Consider the following 17,328-nt stretch of genomic DNA (forward strand, 5'->3'; position numbering starts at 1 on the left):
TATTTATTGAAGAGAAAAGTTCCATAGTTAAACAAGTTCAAATACTCCAGCAGCTCCCATTCCACCTCCGATACACATGGTTACGACACCAAATTGTACGTTTCTCCGCTTCATCTCATGCATCAAACTTAATGTTAATTTTGTCCCTGTCATACCGAGCGGATGACCAAGAGCAATGGCACCACCGTTGACATTGACTTTTTCAACATCCAAATCTAACGCTTGAATCACTCTTACTGATTGAGAGGCAAATGCTTCATTTAATTCAAACAATCCAATATCAGATAGTTCTAAACCTGCAATCTTTAGAGCCTTTGGAATAGCAGCAATTGGGCCAACCCCCATAATCTCTGGTTCGACACCTGCCACCGCAAAAGAACGGAATTTAACCAACGGTGTTAACCCTTCCCCTTCTGCTTTTTCACGGTCCATTAATAAAACGGAAGCCGCACCATCACTCATTTGCGAAGAATTACCTGCAGTAACCGTTCCTTCTATATGGAAGGCTGGTCGCAGTTTTGCTAAAACATCTATGGTGGTACCTGGCCTTACTCCTTCATCTATTTGAAATGTCACTGTTTTTTCTTCTGGCTTATTATTTGTATTAATAAACCGATGGGTTACTTCTACTGACACGATTTCGTCTTTAAATTTCCCTTCCTCTAAGGATTTTGCTGCACGCTCATGACTGCGCACAGCAAACGCATCTTGATCTTCTCTAGATATGTTGAATCGATTGGCAACTTCTTCTGCTGTATGCCCCATTCCCATATAGTAGCCAGGAGCATTTTGCACAAGGGATGAATTTGGTTTAATCACGTGTCCTCCCATTGGAATTAAACTCATTGATTCTGCTCCACCAGCAATTATAGAATCACTTGCTCCTACCATAATCCGCTCGGCAGCATAAGCAATGCTTTGTAATCCAGATGAACAATAACGATTAATGGTTATACCTGGCACATCATGTTTTAACCCTGCAAGGCCAGCAATATTTCTGGCCATATTCATTCCCTGCTCTGCTTCTGGCATTGCACATCCAATGATGACATCGTCTATATTTCCATCGTAATCCCCTGCACGCTTTAACGTCTCTTTAATTGTTAATGCTGCTAAATCATCTGGCCGTGAATGAGCTAACGATCCTTTATTCGCTTTTCCTACAGGGGTTCTTGCACCTGCTACAATTACTGCTTCCTTCACATCATTTCCCCCTTTGCTTTTAGTTACGTAACGGCTTCCCTTTTAATAACATGTGCTGCATACGTTGTTGGGTTTTTGGTTCCCCAATTAAACTTAAGAAGGCTTCTCTTTCTAAATCAAGCATGACTTGCTCATCGATTTCTGTACTATTGGTAATGCGTCCCCCAGACAATACATAGGCTAATTTTTCAGCAATTTTAAGATCATGTTCCGAAGCATAACCACTTAATTGCAATGACTTCGAACCAAGTAACATAGCTGCATAACCAGCATCGCCAACAACTGGAATTTTTTCACGCATTGGCGCTTGATACCCTGCATTAGCCAATGCAAGGACATTCTCTTTCGCATCATGAAGTAAGTGATCAGGATTTACACTAATCTTGTCACTTTGATCTAAAAATCCATTTTCACGTGCCTCAGCTGCAGAAGTAGAAACGGTAGCCATCGCTATCTTTTCAAACACATCATTGGCAACTTTGCTAAGGTCAAAATGAATACCCTTTGGTAAATTACGAAGCTGCTTTAAATACAACTCCTTCGTACCACCACCACCGGGTATTAAACCAACTCCAAATTCAACAAGCCCCATATATGTTTCTGCTGAAGCTTGAATGGAAGCTGCTGGCAAGGATACTTCTGCACCACCACCAACTGCCATATTGAACGGAGCAGTCACAATCGGTTTATTGGAATATTTAATCCTCATGGCCATATTTTGAAATTGACGAATAACCATATCTAGTTCAAAGAAATTATCATCTTGTGCTTCCATTAGCATCATACCTAGATTAGCGCCAACACAGAAATTCTTTCCTTGATTTCCAATCACAAGTCCTTGATAATTTTCTTCTACTTCATCGATGGCTTCATTTACCATTTGAATAATATCTAGACCAATAGCATTGCTTTTGGAATGAAATTCTAATCCCGCAACTCCGTCTCCTAAATCTATCAAACTAGCACCCGCGTTCTTTTTTATAACCCCATTTATCTCTTTTAATTGCTTTAAATTTATCTCTTTCTTATTAAATGTTTTTTGTTTATAGGTTTCATTATCGTAATAATATACATTTCCATTATCCGATTTATAAAAGGATTCGTTCCCTTTTTCCAACATATGGATAATCCAGCTTGGAATCACTTCCCCTTCTACTTCCATTCGTTCAACCGATTTACGTAAACCGATTGCATCCCACGTTTCGAATGGTCCCATTTCCCATCCAAATCCCCATTTCATCGCATTATCAATGGCAACAATGTCATCGGCAATTTCCCCTGTAAGTTCTGCTGCATAAATGCACACGGGTTTTAGAATTGACCATACAAGGTCTCCTGCGCGATCTCCTTCGTTTGATATAAGCGTTTTCAATTTTCGGTGCGCGCCTTTTTCTTGGTTGGCCATCTCTGTTGCAGCTGTTTTTAATTTTTTACGATCCTCGTATTCTAGTGTTTCAGGGTTCAATTCATAAATCGTACTACCTGTTTTATCTTTTTTCTTCAAGAAAAATCCTTGACCAGTCTTTGCCCCTAGCCATCCATTTGCTTTCATTTTTGAAATAAATGCTGGAATGGCAAATACTTCTTTCTCCTTCCCATCGACTTGATCATAAACATTGTTGGCAACATGGATAAATGTATCTAAGCCGACAACGTCTAATGTACGAAAAGTTGCACTTTTAGCTCGACCTATCATTGGACCAGTTACCGAATCAACTTCCCCAATACTATAACCACCATTTAACATTTCTCTTACCGTTACTAACAATCCATACGTACCGATACGATTAGCAATAAAATTAGGAGTATCCTTTGTTTCAACGACACCTTTACCTAGAACATTTTCACCAAATCTTTTCATAAATGCTACGACTTCAGGATCTGTATCCTTCGTTGGTATAATTTCTAAAAGTTTTAAGTAGCGTGGTGGGTTAAAAAAGTGTGTCCCCAAAAAATGTTTTCGAAAATCCTCCGAACAATCACTAGCCATTGCTTCAATCGAAATTCCTGAAGTATTGGAACTAATAAATGTACCTTCCTTGCGATATTTATCTACATCTGCAAATACCTTTTTCTTAATGGCAAGGTCCTCTACCACCACTTCAATAATCCAGTCTACATCCACTAGTTTATCCATATCGTCATCCATATTCCCAATTTCAATTAGATCAAGACTCTTTTTGGTTGTAATTGGAGATGGCTTCTGCTTTTTTAGTGCTTGCTTACTTTGTGCTGCTATACGATTTCTAACTACTCGATCATCTAAGGATAACCCTTTCTTTTCTTCTTCTTTGGTTAATTGCTGTGGTGCAATATCAAGCATAAGTGTTGGTATTCCAAGATTAGCTAAATGAGCAGCAATTCCAGACCCCATAACACCAGAGCCTAAAACAGCGGCACGCTTGATTGATTGCTTCATAGTTTATCCCCCAATCCATTTTGAATGAATACTCATTCATTTTTCTGCGAAAATAAAAAGATAGTTCCCTATCCACTTAATTATTACTATATAGTATTTACAGACTTTTCGCAATCCATAATTGAAAATAATTTTGTTGATCTTTACAAGACTTTAATACTGGGAATAGAGGTATAAAATCAAAATTAATAAATCTACTATTCTATGGAACCCATGCGGAATTCACTCAAAAGATAATCTGTCTACACGGCATGCAATTACGATACATAGACGAATCATCCAATAATCACAAAACGTGTGGTGGAGTGTACATATACTTCCGCCTTCGGTTACCTACTTTTGTTTGATGATTCCTCTTAATACAAACATCACATTCGCCGGTCGTTCAGCCAGTCTACGCATATTGTAACCAAACCAATCCTTTCCATACGGCACATATACGCGTACCTTATAACCTGCAGCAATTAGTTCGTTCTGTAAATCAATACGTATCCCATAAAGCATTTGGAATTCAAATTGCTCTCTAGGAATACGAAATTCTTTCTCACATTTTTTCACAAAATCGATAATGGCTTCATCATGGGTTGCAATCGCTGTATAATTTCCTTGGAGCAAATTCTGCTTAATAATCCTCCGGTAATTTTCATCGACATCTTGTTTATTTGGAAAGGCAACCTGTTCTGATTCTTTATATGCTCCTTTTACTAATCGAAGATACGGGTCATATGCATTTAAGTCTTCAATATCTGCTTCTACTCGATATAGATATGCTTGAAGAACTGTCCCAACGTTCTTATATTCACTTCTAAGCTCCTTGAAAATCTGTAACGTTTGCTCAGCTCGCGAAAAATCTTCCATATCGATGGTCACAATCAAGCCATGTTTCTTTGCAGCATTTAGGATGAATCGCATATTGTTCATTACTAGTTCTTGCGAAATATCTAATCCAATGGAAGTTAATTTTAAAGATAATTCAGCATCTAACCCCTCTTCAGCAAAAACATTTATTGCATGAATACATTCCTCCACGGCCGCTTTTGCCTCCGCCTCATTATCAATAAATTCTCCTAAATGATCGACCGTAACCGCAAACCCATCTTCATTCATTTGTTTAATTTTTGTTGAAGCCTGTTCTATCGTTTCACCAGCGACAAACCTTCCTGCCCCAAACTTAAATCCATATGATTTTGCTAATTTGGTTAACGTTCGATTATTTGATAAAAATAAGAAAAAGTTTCGCAATAGTTGATCCAACCATAATCCCCCCTTGAAACTTCCAATAATTCATGATTAAGCTTAGTTTACCATCATTAGACAAATGATGGCTATTATTTTCTCAAACTTACAAACTTTCTTTTATTCACATTATATGAGTCATTCACATACCTGTGTAGTAGATAGTCTAGCAACCTATATTTATAAAATCGTAATCGTTCCTATTTACATTTCGAAATGATTACGATAATATAATAAAAGACATTCACCTAAGGAGGAACATAATCGTGAAAAAGTTTGCAATTATAATAGTTATCGTCGGATTTATTCTAGCCGGGTGTTCCTCTAATGAAGCATCTACAAAGAAAAAATCCGATTTAACAATATATACTTCCATTTATCCCATTCAATACCTAATTGAACAAATTGGCGGAGATACAGTAAATGTGAAATCTGTTTATCCAGCAGGCGTTGATGCACATACGTATGAGCCTACTTCCAAAGATATTACTGCTATCGCTAAAAGTGATGCATTTATTTATATGGGAGCAGGTATGGAAGGATTTGCAGAAAGTGCAGCAGATGCCCTTTCCTCAGAGGATATAACCCAAGTCGAATTAGGGAAGCAGGATTCCCTCTTCCATTCTAATGATGAAGAGCACAATCATGCAGACGAAAGCAGTCATGACCATTCTCATGATGGTCATAATCACGGTGATCATGACCCACATGTTTGGTTAGATCCATTACGCATGGTAGAACTTGCTGAAATGCTGAAAGAAGAACTTATTCAATTAAATCCCGATCAACAACAAGCATATACAGAGAATTTTAATCAGTTAGAAGAACGTCTGACTAATTTAGATAACGACTTTAAAGAAACCTTAAATAAAAAAGAAAACAAACATATCCTCGTTTCTCACGCTGCTTACGGGTACTGGGAGGAACGATATGGGTTAGAGCAGATTTCCATTAATGGTTTATCTTCAAGTAGTGAACCATCGCAGAAAGAATTAACTAAAATTATCGACCAAGCAAATCAATTCCAATTAGATTATGTTGTTTTTGAACAAAACAGTTCAAATCAAGTGTCTGAAATTATCCAAGATCACATTCATGCGGAGGCAGTAACGATTCATAACTTGTCCGTATTAACAGAAAAAGATATTTCAAATAATGAAGATTATTTTTCAATAATGAAGCAAAACTTACAAGTACTTGATAAAATTACAAAGTAAAGCTGGGACTTATAGAAAGAAAGCATCAAATCCATTGATGCTTCTTTCATTTGTAATTGAAAGGAGTTAACGACATGACTGACGTCGTAGTATCTATGAAGAATATCAATTTTGCTTATGAAAATAAACAGGTGTTAGAAAACATAAATTTTTCGATACCAAGTGGTTCGTTTTTAGGTTTAATTGGGCCAAATGGTGGTGGTAAAACAACACTTATTAAACTTATTTTGGGATTAATTAAACCAAATTCGGGGTCAATTGCCCTTTTCGACCAGCCATTAGACAAATTCTCAGCATGGGATAAGATTGGCTTTGTCTCTCAAAAAGCCAATACATTTAACCGAGGATTTCCTGCTACTGTATTTGAAGTTGTATCCATGGGATTGACTGCAAAGGTCGGTTATTTCAAATTCTTTACTAAACATCATAAAGAACAAATCCAGCAGGCTATCGAGCAGGTCGGTATGCAAGCATATACCTATGAAAATATTGGTAATTTATCCGGTGGACAACAACAACGTATTTTTATTGCACGGGCATTAGTAAGTGATCCTCAATTTCTCATCCTCGATGAGCCGACAGTTGGTGTTGATCATGAAAATGTACACCGTTTTTACGAATTACTATATCAATTAAATCATGAACAAAACATTACAATGCTAATGGTGTCACATGATACGGGAACAATGACAGAACATGCTACGGATATTGCTTGTTTAAATAAGCAATTGCATTTTCATGGAAAACCAGATGAATATCATGCACTTACTGCAAATGATTTGTCACGAATTCATGGACATAACGTCAATATTGTTACACATGATCATTAAGTTGGAGGAAACCTTATGTTAGCAGATTTTTTACAATACGACTTTTTACGAAATACTTTTTTCACAGGAATATTAATCGGGATTATTGCACCATTATTAGGTACATTTATTGTGGTTAGAAGATTATCTTTAATTGCAGATGCCTTATCTCATGTTACACTAGCAGGTATAGCCTTTGGACTTTTACTCGAGAAAAAATTTGCTATTATGTTAAGTCCACTTTATAGTGGCATGGCCTTTTCCGTCCTAGGTTCTATACTTATTGAAAGGCTACGTGGACTTTATAAAGCGTATCAAGAAATAGCTATTCCCATTATCCTGTCTGGAGGCGTAGGATTAAGTGTCATTTTCATTTCACTAGCGGATGGTTTTAATACCGAGTTATTCAATTATTTATTTGGGTCCGTCTCAGCTGTGAGTCAAAATGATTTTTACACCATTGCGGGAATTTCGATTTTTATTATTATTATAATTGGGTTATTTTTTAAAGAGCTATTCACGCTTTCTTTTGATGAAGAACATGCGAAAATTGCTGGCTTGCACGCGAAATATATTCATTTATTATTTATTGTACTAACTGCTCTTGTAATTGCAGCATCGATTCGAATTGTTGGTGTGCTTCTTGTATCTGCCTTGATGACATTGCCAGTTGCTGCAAGTATGCGAATAGCTAAAGGATTTAAGCAAATGTTAGTTTTATCTATTGTATTTGGTGAATTAGCTGTTATTATAGGGTTAATCTCTGGGTATTATTTAAGTATACCTCCTGGCGGGACCATTGTTATGGTTTCAATTCTTATTTTACTCTTATCGATTGTCGCCAAAAAGTTAAAGAACTATAACAGAAGGAATAAAACCGTTAAATAAAAAGTGAGGGAAGCTGAATGAAGATAAATGAAGCGATCGAACTCTTGAAGCAAAAAGGATATAAAACAACAGGTAAGCGAAAAGAAATTTTAACATTTTTTGATAATGCTGATGGGTATCGAACTGCAAAAGATCTTATCCAACACTTAGAAGCGAGCTATGAAGGAATTAGTTTTGATACCGTTTATCGAAATCTGCATCTTTATAATCAAGTTGGTATTTTGGAAACCACCGAATTAAATGGGGAAAAACATTTCCGTATGAACTGTACTCATCACCATCACCACCATTTCATATGTAGGGATTGTGGAAAAACGAAGGAAATTGAAGTTTGTCCAATGGATGAAGTACAGCATTCACTTGCAGGTTATTCCATTGAAGGGCATAAATTCGAGATTTATGGCAGGTGCCCAGGATGCAGATTGGCTCTAACTTAAAAACCTATGCTTTAATCGGTTTAGGTGGTGCAATTGGTGCAATAACTAGACATGGTGTATCTATAATCATAACAGCAAAGGGATTTCCCTTTGCTACTTTATGCGCGAATTTAATTGGATGTTTTTTACTCAGTTTCTTTTTAAGTCAAGATGCAATTAGAAAAAAACTTTCCCCTGACTTGTTTGCAGCCATGAATATCGGCATAATTGGCTCTTTTACAACATTTTCTACTTTCGCAATTGAGACCATTGAACTTTGGCGTACAAGTGAATTAGCAGCAATGACATATTGTTTAATGAGCATCATCGGCGGATTAATAAGTTGTTTCCTTGGTTACACTGCCTCGCTTAGAAAAGTGAGGGAGCAAGGATGAATTGGTTACTTATTGCAGTTGGGGGGATTATTGGTAGTATTACACGCTATCAACTGTCGCTTTTAGCCAACAAACGATTAATTGGTACATGGACAGCAAATATAACTGGCTCTGCCTTATTAGGTGTTCTCCTTCACTACTATCTGGATGGCGTATTGCCTAGAGCAGGTTGGCTTCTGTTAGGTGTGGGATTTTGCGGCGCATATACAACATTTTCTACGTTTGGAAATGAATCACTACGATTAATATTAAAAAAAGAATTCAAACTTGCCATGGTTTATATTAGTACTTCTGTCCTTTTCTCACTATTCGCTGTACTGCTAATCCTTTATTTATTATAATTTGATGACAAACAAGGACTGTCCCTTAATACGGGACAGTCCTTGTTTGTCATGATTACCCAAATATTTCTTCTAATACCTTTGTTTCCTCATGATCAAGCATATTTTTATTAATGACATCATTAATTGGTTTATTCATTTGATCTTTAAATGCTTGAGTTGGTCCTGGTTCGCCAACCACATAGATTTTATCCCACTGATTATCCTTTGCTTGCTTATCTATTTTTGGTGCGATTTTTTTATACCAACGGTGTTTATTTGCATTAAATCTTGCATTTAAGTTATCTTTTTGAACAGTTGGATTACCTGGGCCCATGGCTGTTTTTTCACGCCAATCGTCGGTTTCTATATCCAATTCGTAGGACTTCTTATCTTCAATTTCATTTAAATAAGATTCGATTACCTTCACCTGGTTTTGTTGAACAAGAATAATACCCGACTTCGGATGTGCTTCTTCAAGACTTTTTAACTGATCTAATACTGGAGTTTCTTGCCAAAAGAAAGCCGTATCCAAACGCATTTGTACTCGTGCAGCAAACCAAACTTCTTCGTCAGCTGTTGCGAAAATAATAATGCCTCTACGAAATTCTTGCTCATTGCCACGAACAAATTTTTCTACCTTCTGTTTTACTAATTGAAAGCTTTTTAGCTCTTCTTTATTATTCGCCTCTTCCAAATACTGTTCAAAATTACGCATCCCATTTTTAAACTGGATTTTCCATTCTCCACCTTGTTGTTCAGGGTCGGAAGGGTCTGTATTTAAATACATGGTAAAAACCTTATCCGCTCCATCTCGTTGGATGGCTTCCAATTGTTTTAATTCTTTAGCTAAATCCATTATTATCGGCCTCTCCTTTAAGATTATTGCGTTTATTAATTACTGTTTATCCGATAACTATGAACGATAAACATATTTAGGAGATCAGCTTCAGTCCAATTGCCGCACAAAGAATCATGGCAATAAATAACAGTCGTCGCCAATCTTTTGATTCATTATAGAAAAACATACCTGCCAATGCACTGCCTACGGTACCAATACCAGTCCAAACCGCATAAGCAGTACTCATTGGAATTGTCTGCATGGCTATACTTAAGAGGGCAAAACTTAGAATGAATCCGCCAATTAACCAAGTAAAAGAGGTGATTGTTCGCTGTTGGTTTACTTTATTAATCCCCATTACGCCAAAAACCTCACTGACCCCGGCTGCAATTAAGAAAAACCAATCCATACTTACACCTCTTTTCTTTCTTTTTCAGTTGTAATCATTTTTAAGCCAATCACTCCAGAAAGCAAAAGCAGTATGAGTACGATTTTTGCAATCTGAAACGCTTCATTAAATAAAACAATTTCAAGAATAACTGTCCCAGTAGTTCCGATACCAGTAAATACAGCATAAGAAGTACCAATTGGCAGTCTACGAGATGCAATGATTAATAAATGCATACTAATATAAATCGCTACTATCGTTAGCAGCCAAGTTATCCAATCATTAGAGTGTTTTAAGCCAATAACCCATCCTATCTCAAACAGTCCGGCTAAAAAGATAATATTCCAATCCTTTTTCATTTGTATCACCTCATATAAGTAGCTTTTCCAAACTTTCAAGAATCTTTCAGGCATAAAAAAAGCCCGAGAAGATATCAACCAATTTCGATATCCTCCCGGGCTTTTGTCCCTCCGTGTACACGAATCACGTGCATTTTCTCTCGGACCAGTCCAAGCAAAAAAACTACTTGCGGAACCCTAGAAAATAATTTCTTGAATTCATTTTAGTATATCCATACATACGATGCTTGTCAATTTATAGTTTAGAACAATCGCTAAACCTAGGTTAATTTGACTTTCAAATAACTTTGGTTACACGCGGTATCAGCTATCCTTTGACTATCTTTACTTCTTTGATCTGGTATCCTTCCATTTCTTCTACGATAAATTGATAATTCTCATGGTGGATTGTCGTACCTTTTTTGGCATCCAGATTATTCAGAAATATCCAACCCCCAATCGTATCAATTTCTTCATCACCTAACTCTGTATCAAGCAAATTATTTACTTCCTCCAGTTGCAGTTTCCCAGAAACAATGTTCACATTTTCTTCTACTTTTTTTATCATTGGTTTTTCATGTAAGTCAAACTCATCCCGAATATCACCAACTATTTCTTCTAGTATATCTTCAACAGTTAAGAGACCAGCAGTTCCTCCATACTCATCATTAACAATTGCCATATGAATACGTTCTTTTTGCATCTTTAATAACACTTGCCTAATTGGTGTTGACTCTGCTACATGGATAATAGGCCTGATAAACGTATCAATGGATTGGGGGTTAGCCTTATCCATATAGTTGGTAAATAGCTCTTTAATATTTACCAGTCCAACAATATGATCCTTTTCCTCATCGGCAACTGGATATCTTGTGAACTGACCTTCTTGAACCACCCGAATATTGTCCTCATAACTATCTTCCTTAAAAAAGCAGATCATTTCTGTGCGTGGCGTCATGATTTCCTTTGCTATCCGTTCATCAAATTCGAATATATTCGTTACATATGTCATTTCTGACTGATTAATTTCACCGCTTTTATAGCTTTCGGATAAAATGAGTCGTAATTCTTCCTCTGAATGTGCCATTTCATGTTCTTTAACGGGTCTAAACCCAAACAATTGGATAAATAAGCGTGCAGAACCATTTAATAGCCAAATAAATGGATACATCAACTTATGAAATAGCATAAGTGGTCGAGCAAGATATAATGTAACAGTCTCTGCCTTTTGAATAGCAATTGTTTTTGGAGCTAACTCACCTAACACCACATGCAGGTAAGTAATCAGAACAAACGCAATCCCAAATGATAGAATAGAAGATACTGTTTCAGTTAGTCCTAATCTATCAAATATTGGATGTAACAATCTTTCGACAGTAGGTTCTCCTAGCCATCCCAGTCCTAATGCCGTTACAGTAATACCTAGCTGACAGGCAGATAAATAAGCGTCCAAATTATCGATTAATTTCTTAGCATAGACCGCTTGCTTATTACCTTCCGCAATTAAATGGTCAATACGTGTTGCACGAACTTTTACAATTGCAAATTCGGTTGCTACAAAGAATGCAGTAAGCAAAATCAATATAGCAACCAAAACTAAATTAACAATATCCAATTAGCATCCTTGTATCCTTTGGATACAAGGAATCCACCTCCTGTATGTCGATAAATAAAATTATCCGTCTGCAGGTGAGTCACCTACCATTAGTAAATATGCGAATGCTATTGCCTTCCCATGTGAATCACCTACCTGCCTTTTTTCTATATTCATTTTATCTTATTACCTATATTACGTCTATTATTACAAAAAACAGGTAAAGGAAAATGCCCCTTACCTGCTTTTCATTTATTTATTTTCTTCTTCCTTTTTCGTCTTCCGATAATCTTTATTGATCATCCGTAAGAAGGAGATCATCATAATTAATAAAATAACCGTAAATGGAAGTGCCGAAATAAGTGAAGCTGTTTGTAAGGCCTCTAAACCACCAGCCAATAACAATACAACAGCAATGGCTGTAATTAATACACCCCATACAATTTTAGTAAGTAGTGCAGGGTTTAGACTTCCTCTAGATGTCATCGATCCTAAAATGTATGTTGCTGAATCAGCAGATGTGACGAGGAATGTAAAAATCAAGAAGATCGATAGTAACGATAAAATTGTTGTAAATGGTAAATGCTGATAAGTCTCAAATAAGGCTACAGCAACATCTGCATTGACTGCTTCAGCAATGGATGTACCATTAAATAAATCGCTATAAAGTGCTGTTCCTCCAAATGCAGCAATCCATAAACAAGCAATTGCCGGAGAAACAACTAATACACCAACAACATATTGTCTAATACTTCTTCCCCTAGAAACTCGTGCAACAAAAGCACCAACGAATGGGGACCACGCTGTAGACCATGCCCAGTAAAATATCGTCCAATCCCTCACCCATGATTCACCAGAATAAGGTGTTAAACGCAAACTGTATTGAACAAAATTTGTAAAATAATCACCTAAGCCTAATACAAATGTATTTAAAATGAATACAGTCGGACCAGCTAAAAATACAAATACTAATAATAATAAACAAAGTCCTAAATTAATATTACTCAACCACTTTATTCCTCGATCCAACCCTGTACTGGAAGAAATTAAATATGTAATCAACATTACCGCAGCAATTCCTATTTGTACCCAAATAGAGGTAGGTACATCAAAAACAGATTTTAACCCTCCATTCATCTGCAGAATACCTAAGCCTAATGAAGTTGCCACTCCCATTACCGTTGCTATAACAGCTAACGAATCAATGGTATCGCCCAATACTCTATTCTTTCCGACCACCGGCTGGATGGAAGTAGATATTAAACCTCTTTCCTTCTTTTTAAACTGTAAATAAGCGATGACTAGACCAACCACTGCGAATACGGACCATTGGCTAATCCCCCAATGGAAGAATGCATATCCCATCGCAACTCTCGCCGATTCTTCAGACATCGATTCTAATTCAGGGAATGGTGTATTAAAGAAATGACTCATTGGTTCTGCTACACCCCAGAAAACAAGACCAGCACCAAATCCTGCTGAGAACAGCATCCCTATCCAGGTGAAAAATGAATATTCAGGCTTAGAATCAGCTGCTCCTAAGCGCATTTTCCCAAATTTGCTAAATGAAATCGCGATTAGAAATAAAATAAAGACAAAAACTGCCAGTAAATAAAACCAGCCAAAATTATTCGTCGTGAAATTAAATAATGTATTGGCCACTTCCCCAAATTTTTTGGGTGTCGTTGCGCCAATAACTACTAAAAGCAATACAATAAACGCAGATACATAGAACACTGGGTTCTTAAACGAGTTATTATTTTTCATAACATATCCTTTCTATCGGTTTTTATGTCTCGCGTTGTTCAGGTGCCAGGAGTACATTTACATATACCCCAACTACTATTCAATAAACCTTTCGCCAATATTGAAAATATCACAAGTAAAGACTTCTTTTCTTCATCGTATGTTGTTCTGTATTTAAAAATTAGTATTGTGAAAATCCCCCTCAAATAAAAACGAATCCACCTCATTTCTATTGGACGGGACTTCACGTTGCTGCAGCCCTTCAGAGAGCCATTCCTTTTCCCCTTGATAACCGATAGCTACAATGGCATGTATTTCAAAATTATCCGGAATTCGCAATGCTGCTTTTGCTTTCTGTTTATGAAAACCAGCCATTGCATGTGTAATAATTTCTCTTCGTGCTGCCTCCAAAGCTAAGCAAGCCCAAGCTGCACCCATATCAAACGCATGTGTAGGATTATGCCCGCCAAATTTTTGCTCATCCATTTTAGAGATCACCGCAGCTAAAACAGGTGCGTGCTTACACCAAATCGTATTTGAATCGTGAATAAACGATAAGAACGCTTCTTTATCCGCTTCATTTCTTGCAATAACAAATCTCCAAGGCTGAACATTTGCTGAAGATGGGGCCCATCTTGCTGCTTCAAATAAGCCTTTTAAATCATCATCTGGTATTGCTCTGCTTAAGAAAGATCTTGGAGACCAACGTTTTGTATAGATCGGGTCAATATCATATACAGGTTTTCGAATAGCGTCCTTCAACAACAAAACCTCCTTTTTAGTTTTTAAAAACGTATAATTTTCATTATAAATGAAATAACATACTTTTCAAAACCTTCCATATAGAAGAATCAGCTGAAGCTTTTTAATAGACAAAACGATAGCTTCTCTCTATTTTAGATGATGATGTTACAAATCGATGGAATGTACCGAAAATAGAACGAGTTAAAAGAGAAGCAGCTATGATACGATGATGTTTTCGGATTATTAACCTTGTTTATCTAATAAATACTTAACAAAACATAACTGAGCACGTAAAATATAATGGTTAGGAGTGATGACTTTTGTATCTTGAACAACAAGAACCAGTATTGCACAATCCGACGGGAAAAACGCGTGTGGGACTAGCACTGCTACTCGGTCTGCTCGCATTTCTAGGACCACTCAATATCGACATGTATTTACCTAGTTTCCCTGGAATTGCACAGGATTTAAATACCAGCGCTACATTGGTGCAAACCAGTTTAACTGCATGTTTGCTCGGACTTGCTGTCGGTCAATTAATTGTTGGACCAATTAGTGATGCACAGGGAAGAAAGAAGCCATTATTAATTGCTACTAGTCTGTTTGCATTAACATCTATTCTCTGCGCATTTGCACCTAATATTGCGATATTAATCGCAGTACGTTTTTTGCAAGGATTTACCGCCTCGGCAGGAGTTGTTCTTTCACGCGCTGTCGTACGAGATGTGTTCAGTGGTAAAGCTCTAACGAAATTCTTTGCACTGTTAATGGTTATTAATGCTGTTGCCCCAATGATCGCACCTATGGCCGGTGGTGCAATTCTCTCTTTTGAGTCTGGAAGCTGGCAAAGCATCTTTTTATTTTTAAGTTTCATTGGCATCTTGATTGTAGCTGTTGTCGCCATGAAATTAAAGGAGACCCTACCACCAGAGAAAAGGATACCAAGTTCACTTGGTGCAACTGTTGTAACCATGGGAAGCTTACTGAAGGATCGTTCGTTTATTGGCTATGCACTGGTCGTTGGATTTGTACATGGAGGAAGCTTTGCTTATGTATCGGGAACACCATTTGTATATCAGGATATTTATGGGGTATCCCCACAAACGTTTAGCGTACTATTTGGCATAAATGGGCTGGCAATTATTACAGGGAGTTTTATTATCGGACGTTTTGGTGGAATAATTCCAGAAAAAAAACTACTTCAGACAGCCATCACGATTGCGTTAACAGCAACATCCATACTGCTTGTCATGGCAATAATTGAAGGACCACTAACATCCATTGTCATATTAATCTTTATATATATGATCACAATCGGAATGGTTATTACAAGTACATTTACCCTTGGAATGGCCAAGCAGGGACACCGTGCAGGAAGCGCAAGTGCCGTCTTAGGTATGCTACCGTTATTGCTCGGTTCAATATTCTCACCACTTGCTGGTATTAATGAAGCATCAGCTGTTCCGATGGCAGCTATATTATTTACTACTTCCCTGATTGGCTTTACAGCTTTCTTCTTGCTAGTTAAAAAAGAACATACAAAGATTGAATTAGATGATTAAGTAGAAGCTGATCCCCAAATTTTATTAGGATCGCGCGGGGATCAGCTTAAATTAGTCGATTCTATCTTGCATAACCATTATTAATTAGAATTTTTAGTAGGAACGATTACCCCAACCAATCCAATTAGAGAAAATAAAACAAAAGTAAAAGGATATGAAATAGCATCAATTGTCCCTCCAGCAATAAAAGAACCAATGGACTGACCTATTCCCAACGATAAAAAGGATAAGCTAACACCGATGGATGGCAAGGACGTAAATATACGTGTTGACCAAACAATTAAAATCCCCGTCATAACGATATAAGATACGCCAAAAAAGATGGATGAAGTATAAATCGTTATAGGGTTTGGTATTGTAATGATAACAAGAGAAGTCATCATTATTAAGAGTGTTAGACGATAAGATAAAGACAAACCTATCTTATTTATGAAACTTCCTGCAACTCCTCCAATAATGCCTGATACCCCCATTAAAATCCAAAAAAATACACTTTCAAAGTCACTCATTTGATAAACAGCTGTTAAGTAGCTTCTTGAAAAAGTCCAAAAAACAGAAGAACTTCCCCCTACCATTATAGAAGCAATTATCAACCATTTAGCTCGTTTTAACGAGCGAGAACCCGTTACTGTTTTATCTTGGCTTGGAAAAGAAGCTGGAGTTGGTATACGTATTGTATTCCAAATAAAAACGACGATAGCCATAAGTGCAAAAAGAAGAAATGAAAGTCTCCAGTGTTCTGTAAACAGAAGTGCTATTGGACCAGACACGATAAGTCCAAAACTAGTTCCACTATTCATCCAAGTGTTGCCTCTATCTCTATCTTTTTCTCTTAATGAGGTTGCAGCAACTTGAGAAAAAGCTGGAGAAGACCAGCCACTCCCGAGACCGGCAATAAAAGTACTTAACGCTAATATATAAAAATTAGGAGAAAAGGCGATCCCTAATAAACCTAGAATTGCACTTATTCCAGCCAATTGAATTACCCGTAATTGTCCCCATTTTTGAATGAATAATGAGGCTGTCAATAAAGCCAAAGTATAGGATGCATAAGCAGTTGAACCAACAAAACCAGCATTGCTTTCCGTGAGGTCTAATGATTCAGTTATATGAGGTAAAAACAAACCAAAACTAAAACGTGCAAATGCATAAGTGACACCAATCATTGCAATTCCAGGTAGTACAAACTTCCACATACGATCTCCCCCTCCA

Annotated in this window: 17 protein-coding genes and 1 riboswitch; of the genes, 7 read left to right on the top strand and 10 right to left on the bottom strand. The window is 37.0% G+C overall.

The window, feature by feature from the left end:
* Positions 1-27 precede the first annotated feature (27 nt).
* The 3 genes from JKP73_RS00605 to JKP73_RS00615 all read right to left on the bottom strand — a co-directional run bounded on the left by JKP73_RS00605 (position 28) and on the right by JKP73_RS00615 (position 4,876).
* Positions 28-1,203, bottom strand: a complete 1,176-nt coding sequence (locus JKP73_RS00605) for an acetyl-CoA C-acetyltransferase (RefSeq protein ID WP_021288981.1) — start codon at positions 1,201-1,203, stop codon at positions 28-30.
* A 19-nt stretch (positions 1,204-1,222) separates the two neighbouring features.
* Positions 1,223-3,622 (bottom strand): 3-hydroxyacyl-CoA dehydrogenase/enoyl-CoA hydratase family protein, encoded by a 2,400-nt coding sequence (locus JKP73_RS00610; RefSeq protein ID WP_038243084.1) that lies wholly within the window; start codon positions 3,620-3,622, stop codon positions 1,223-1,225.
* 333 nt (positions 3,623-3,955) lie between these two features.
* Positions 3,956-4,876 (bottom strand): proline dehydrogenase family protein, encoded by a 921-nt coding sequence (locus JKP73_RS00615; protein ID WP_021288983.1) that lies wholly within the window; start codon positions 4,874-4,876, stop codon positions 3,956-3,958.
* Between the two features lie 248 nt (positions 4,877-5,124).
* On the opposite strand from JKP73_RS00615, the gene JKP73_RS00620 reads away from it, so the two are divergent.
* The 6 genes from JKP73_RS00620 (at position 5,125) to JKP73_RS00645 (ending at position 8,924) form a co-directional block, all read left to right on the top strand.
* Positions 5,125-6,075, top strand: a complete 951-nt coding sequence (locus JKP73_RS00620) for a metal ABC transporter solute-binding protein, Zn/Mn family (protein WP_160806586.1) — start codon at positions 5,125-5,127, stop codon at positions 6,073-6,075.
* Between the two features lie 74 nt (positions 6,076-6,149).
* A complete protein-coding gene (locus JKP73_RS00625) occupies positions 6,150-6,905 on the top strand; it encodes a metal ABC transporter ATP-binding protein (protein ID WP_021288985.1) in 756 nt (251 codons plus the stop codon).
* A 15-nt stretch (positions 6,906-6,920) separates the two neighbouring features.
* Complete coding sequence (locus JKP73_RS00630; RefSeq protein ID WP_021288986.1) at positions 6,921-7,772, top strand: metal ABC transporter permease; 852 nt, start codon at positions 6,921-6,923, stop codon at positions 7,770-7,772.
* 17 nt (positions 7,773-7,789) lie between these two features.
* On the top strand, positions 7,790-8,209 hold the full coding sequence (locus JKP73_RS00635) for a Fur family transcriptional regulator (RefSeq protein ID WP_021288987.1): 420 nt from the start codon (positions 7,790-7,792) through the stop codon (positions 8,207-8,209).
* Entirely contained in the window at positions 8,188-8,583 is a 396-nt protein-coding gene (crcB, locus tag JKP73_RS00640) for a fluoride efflux transporter CrcB (RefSeq protein WP_051739042.1), read from the top strand. Before JKP73_RS00635 ends, crcB begins: the two co-directional genes overlap by 22 nt.
* Positions 8,580-8,924, top strand: coding sequence for a fluoride efflux transporter FluC (locus JKP73_RS00645; RefSeq protein ID WP_021288989.1), 345 nt, complete (start codon positions 8,580-8,582; stop codon positions 8,922-8,924). The genes crcB and JKP73_RS00645 overlap by 4 nt, the downstream gene beginning before the upstream one ends.
* Positions 8,925-8,979: 55 nt before the next feature.
* Here JKP73_RS00645 and JKP73_RS00650 read toward each other — a convergent pair whose 3' ends face one another.
* The 6 genes from JKP73_RS00650 to JKP73_RS00675 all read right to left on the bottom strand — a co-directional run bounded on the left by JKP73_RS00650 (position 8,980) and on the right by JKP73_RS00675 (position 14,572).
* Positions 8,980-9,762: a VLRF1 family aeRF1-type release factor gene (locus JKP73_RS00650; RefSeq protein WP_021288990.1), complete on the bottom strand. Its 783-nt coding sequence runs from the start codon at positions 9,760-9,762 to the stop codon at positions 8,980-8,982.
* Between the two features lie 76 nt (positions 9,763-9,838).
* Entirely contained in the window at positions 9,839-10,153 is a 315-nt protein-coding gene (locus JKP73_RS00655; RefSeq protein WP_021288991.1) for a DMT family transporter, read from the bottom strand.
* A gap of 2 nt (positions 10,154-10,155) precedes the next feature.
* Entirely contained in the window at positions 10,156-10,491 is a 336-nt protein-coding gene (locus JKP73_RS00660) for a DMT family transporter (RefSeq protein WP_021288992.1), read from the bottom strand.
* 90 nt (positions 10,492-10,581) lie between these two features.
* A riboswitch (guanidine-I (ykkC/yxkD leader) is annotated at positions 10,582-10,683 on the bottom strand.
* A gap of 115 nt (positions 10,684-10,798) precedes the next feature.
* Entirely contained in the window at positions 10,799-12,085 is a 1,287-nt protein-coding gene (locus JKP73_RS00665; protein WP_021288993.1) for a hemolysin family protein, read from the bottom strand.
* Positions 12,086-12,316: 231 nt separating this feature from the next.
* Positions 12,317-13,831: a BCCT family transporter gene (locus tag JKP73_RS00670; RefSeq protein ID WP_021288994.1), complete on the bottom strand. Its 1,515-nt coding sequence runs from the start codon at positions 13,829-13,831 to the stop codon at positions 12,317-12,319.
* Positions 13,832-13,984: 153 nt separating this feature from the next.
* Positions 13,985-14,572 carry a nitroreductase family protein gene (locus tag JKP73_RS00675; protein WP_308436471.1) on the bottom strand — a complete coding sequence of 196 codons (588 nt, stop codon included), beginning with the start codon at positions 14,570-14,572 and terminating at the stop codon, positions 13,985-13,987.
* 302 nt (positions 14,573-14,874) lie between these two features.
* Here JKP73_RS00675 and JKP73_RS00680 point away from each other — a divergent pair, with 302 nt between their 5' ends.
* Complete coding sequence (locus JKP73_RS00680) at positions 14,875-16,116, top strand: Bcr/CflA family efflux MFS transporter (RefSeq protein WP_021288996.1); 1,242 nt, start codon at positions 14,875-14,877, stop codon at positions 16,114-16,116.
* Positions 16,117-16,196: 80 nt separating this feature from the next.
* On the opposite strand, the gene JKP73_RS00685 is transcribed toward JKP73_RS00680, so the two are convergent.
* On the bottom strand, positions 16,197-17,312 hold the full coding sequence (locus JKP73_RS00685) for an MFS transporter (protein ID WP_038243060.1): 1,116 nt from the start codon (positions 17,310-17,312) through the stop codon (positions 16,197-16,199).
* Positions 17,313-17,328 lie beyond the last annotated feature (16 nt).

The sequence above is a fragment of the Virgibacillus salexigens genome (assembly GCF_014905415.1).
In the GTDB taxonomy this organism is placed as follows: domain Bacteria; phylum Bacillota; class Bacilli; order Bacillales; family Amphibacillaceae; genus Virgibacillus; species Virgibacillus salexigens.

What these genes read in the sequence shown, in the direction of transcription:
- JKP73_RS00610 (WP_038243084.1), bottom strand. Translation starts at nt 3,622, where the DNA reads ATGAAGCAATCAATCAAGCGTGCCGCTGTTTTAGGCTCTGGTGTTATG.
- JKP73_RS00625 (WP_021288985.1), top strand. Translation starts at nt 6,150, where the DNA reads ATGACTGACGTCGTAGTATCTATGAAGAATATCAATTTTGCTTATGAA.
- JKP73_RS00630 (WP_021288986.1), top strand. Translation starts at nt 6,921, where the DNA reads ATGTTAGCAGATTTTTTACAATACGACTTTTTACGAAATACTTTTTTC.
- JKP73_RS00635 (WP_021288987.1), top strand. Translation starts at nt 7,790, where the DNA reads ATGAAGATAAATGAAGCGATCGAACTCTTGAAGCAAAAAGGATATAAA.
- crcB (WP_051739042.1), top strand. Translation starts at nt 8,188, where the DNA reads ATGCAGATTGGCTCTAACTTAAAAACCTATGCTTTAATCGGTTTAGGT.
- JKP73_RS00645 (WP_021288989.1), top strand. Translation starts at nt 8,580, where the DNA reads ATGAATTGGTTACTTATTGCAGTTGGGGGGATTATTGGTAGTATTACA.
- JKP73_RS00650 (WP_021288990.1), bottom strand. Translation starts at nt 9,762, where the DNA reads ATGGATTTAGCTAAAGAATTAAAACAATTGGAAGCCATCCAACGAGAT.
- JKP73_RS00655 (WP_021288991.1), bottom strand. Translation starts at nt 10,153, where the DNA reads ATGGATTGGTTTTTCTTAATTGCAGCCGGGGTCAGTGAGGTTTTTGGC.
- JKP73_RS00660 (WP_021288992.1), bottom strand. Translation starts at nt 10,491, where the DNA reads ATGAAAAAGGATTGGAATATTATCTTTTTAGCCGGACTGTTTGAGATA.
- JKP73_RS00670 (WP_021288994.1), bottom strand. Translation starts at nt 13,831, where the DNA reads ATGAAAAATAATAACTCGTTTAAGAACCCAGTGTTCTATGTATCTGCG.
- JKP73_RS00685 (WP_038243060.1), bottom strand. Translation starts at nt 17,312, where the DNA reads ATGTGGAAGTTTGTACTACCTGGAATTGCAATGATTGGTGTCACTTAT.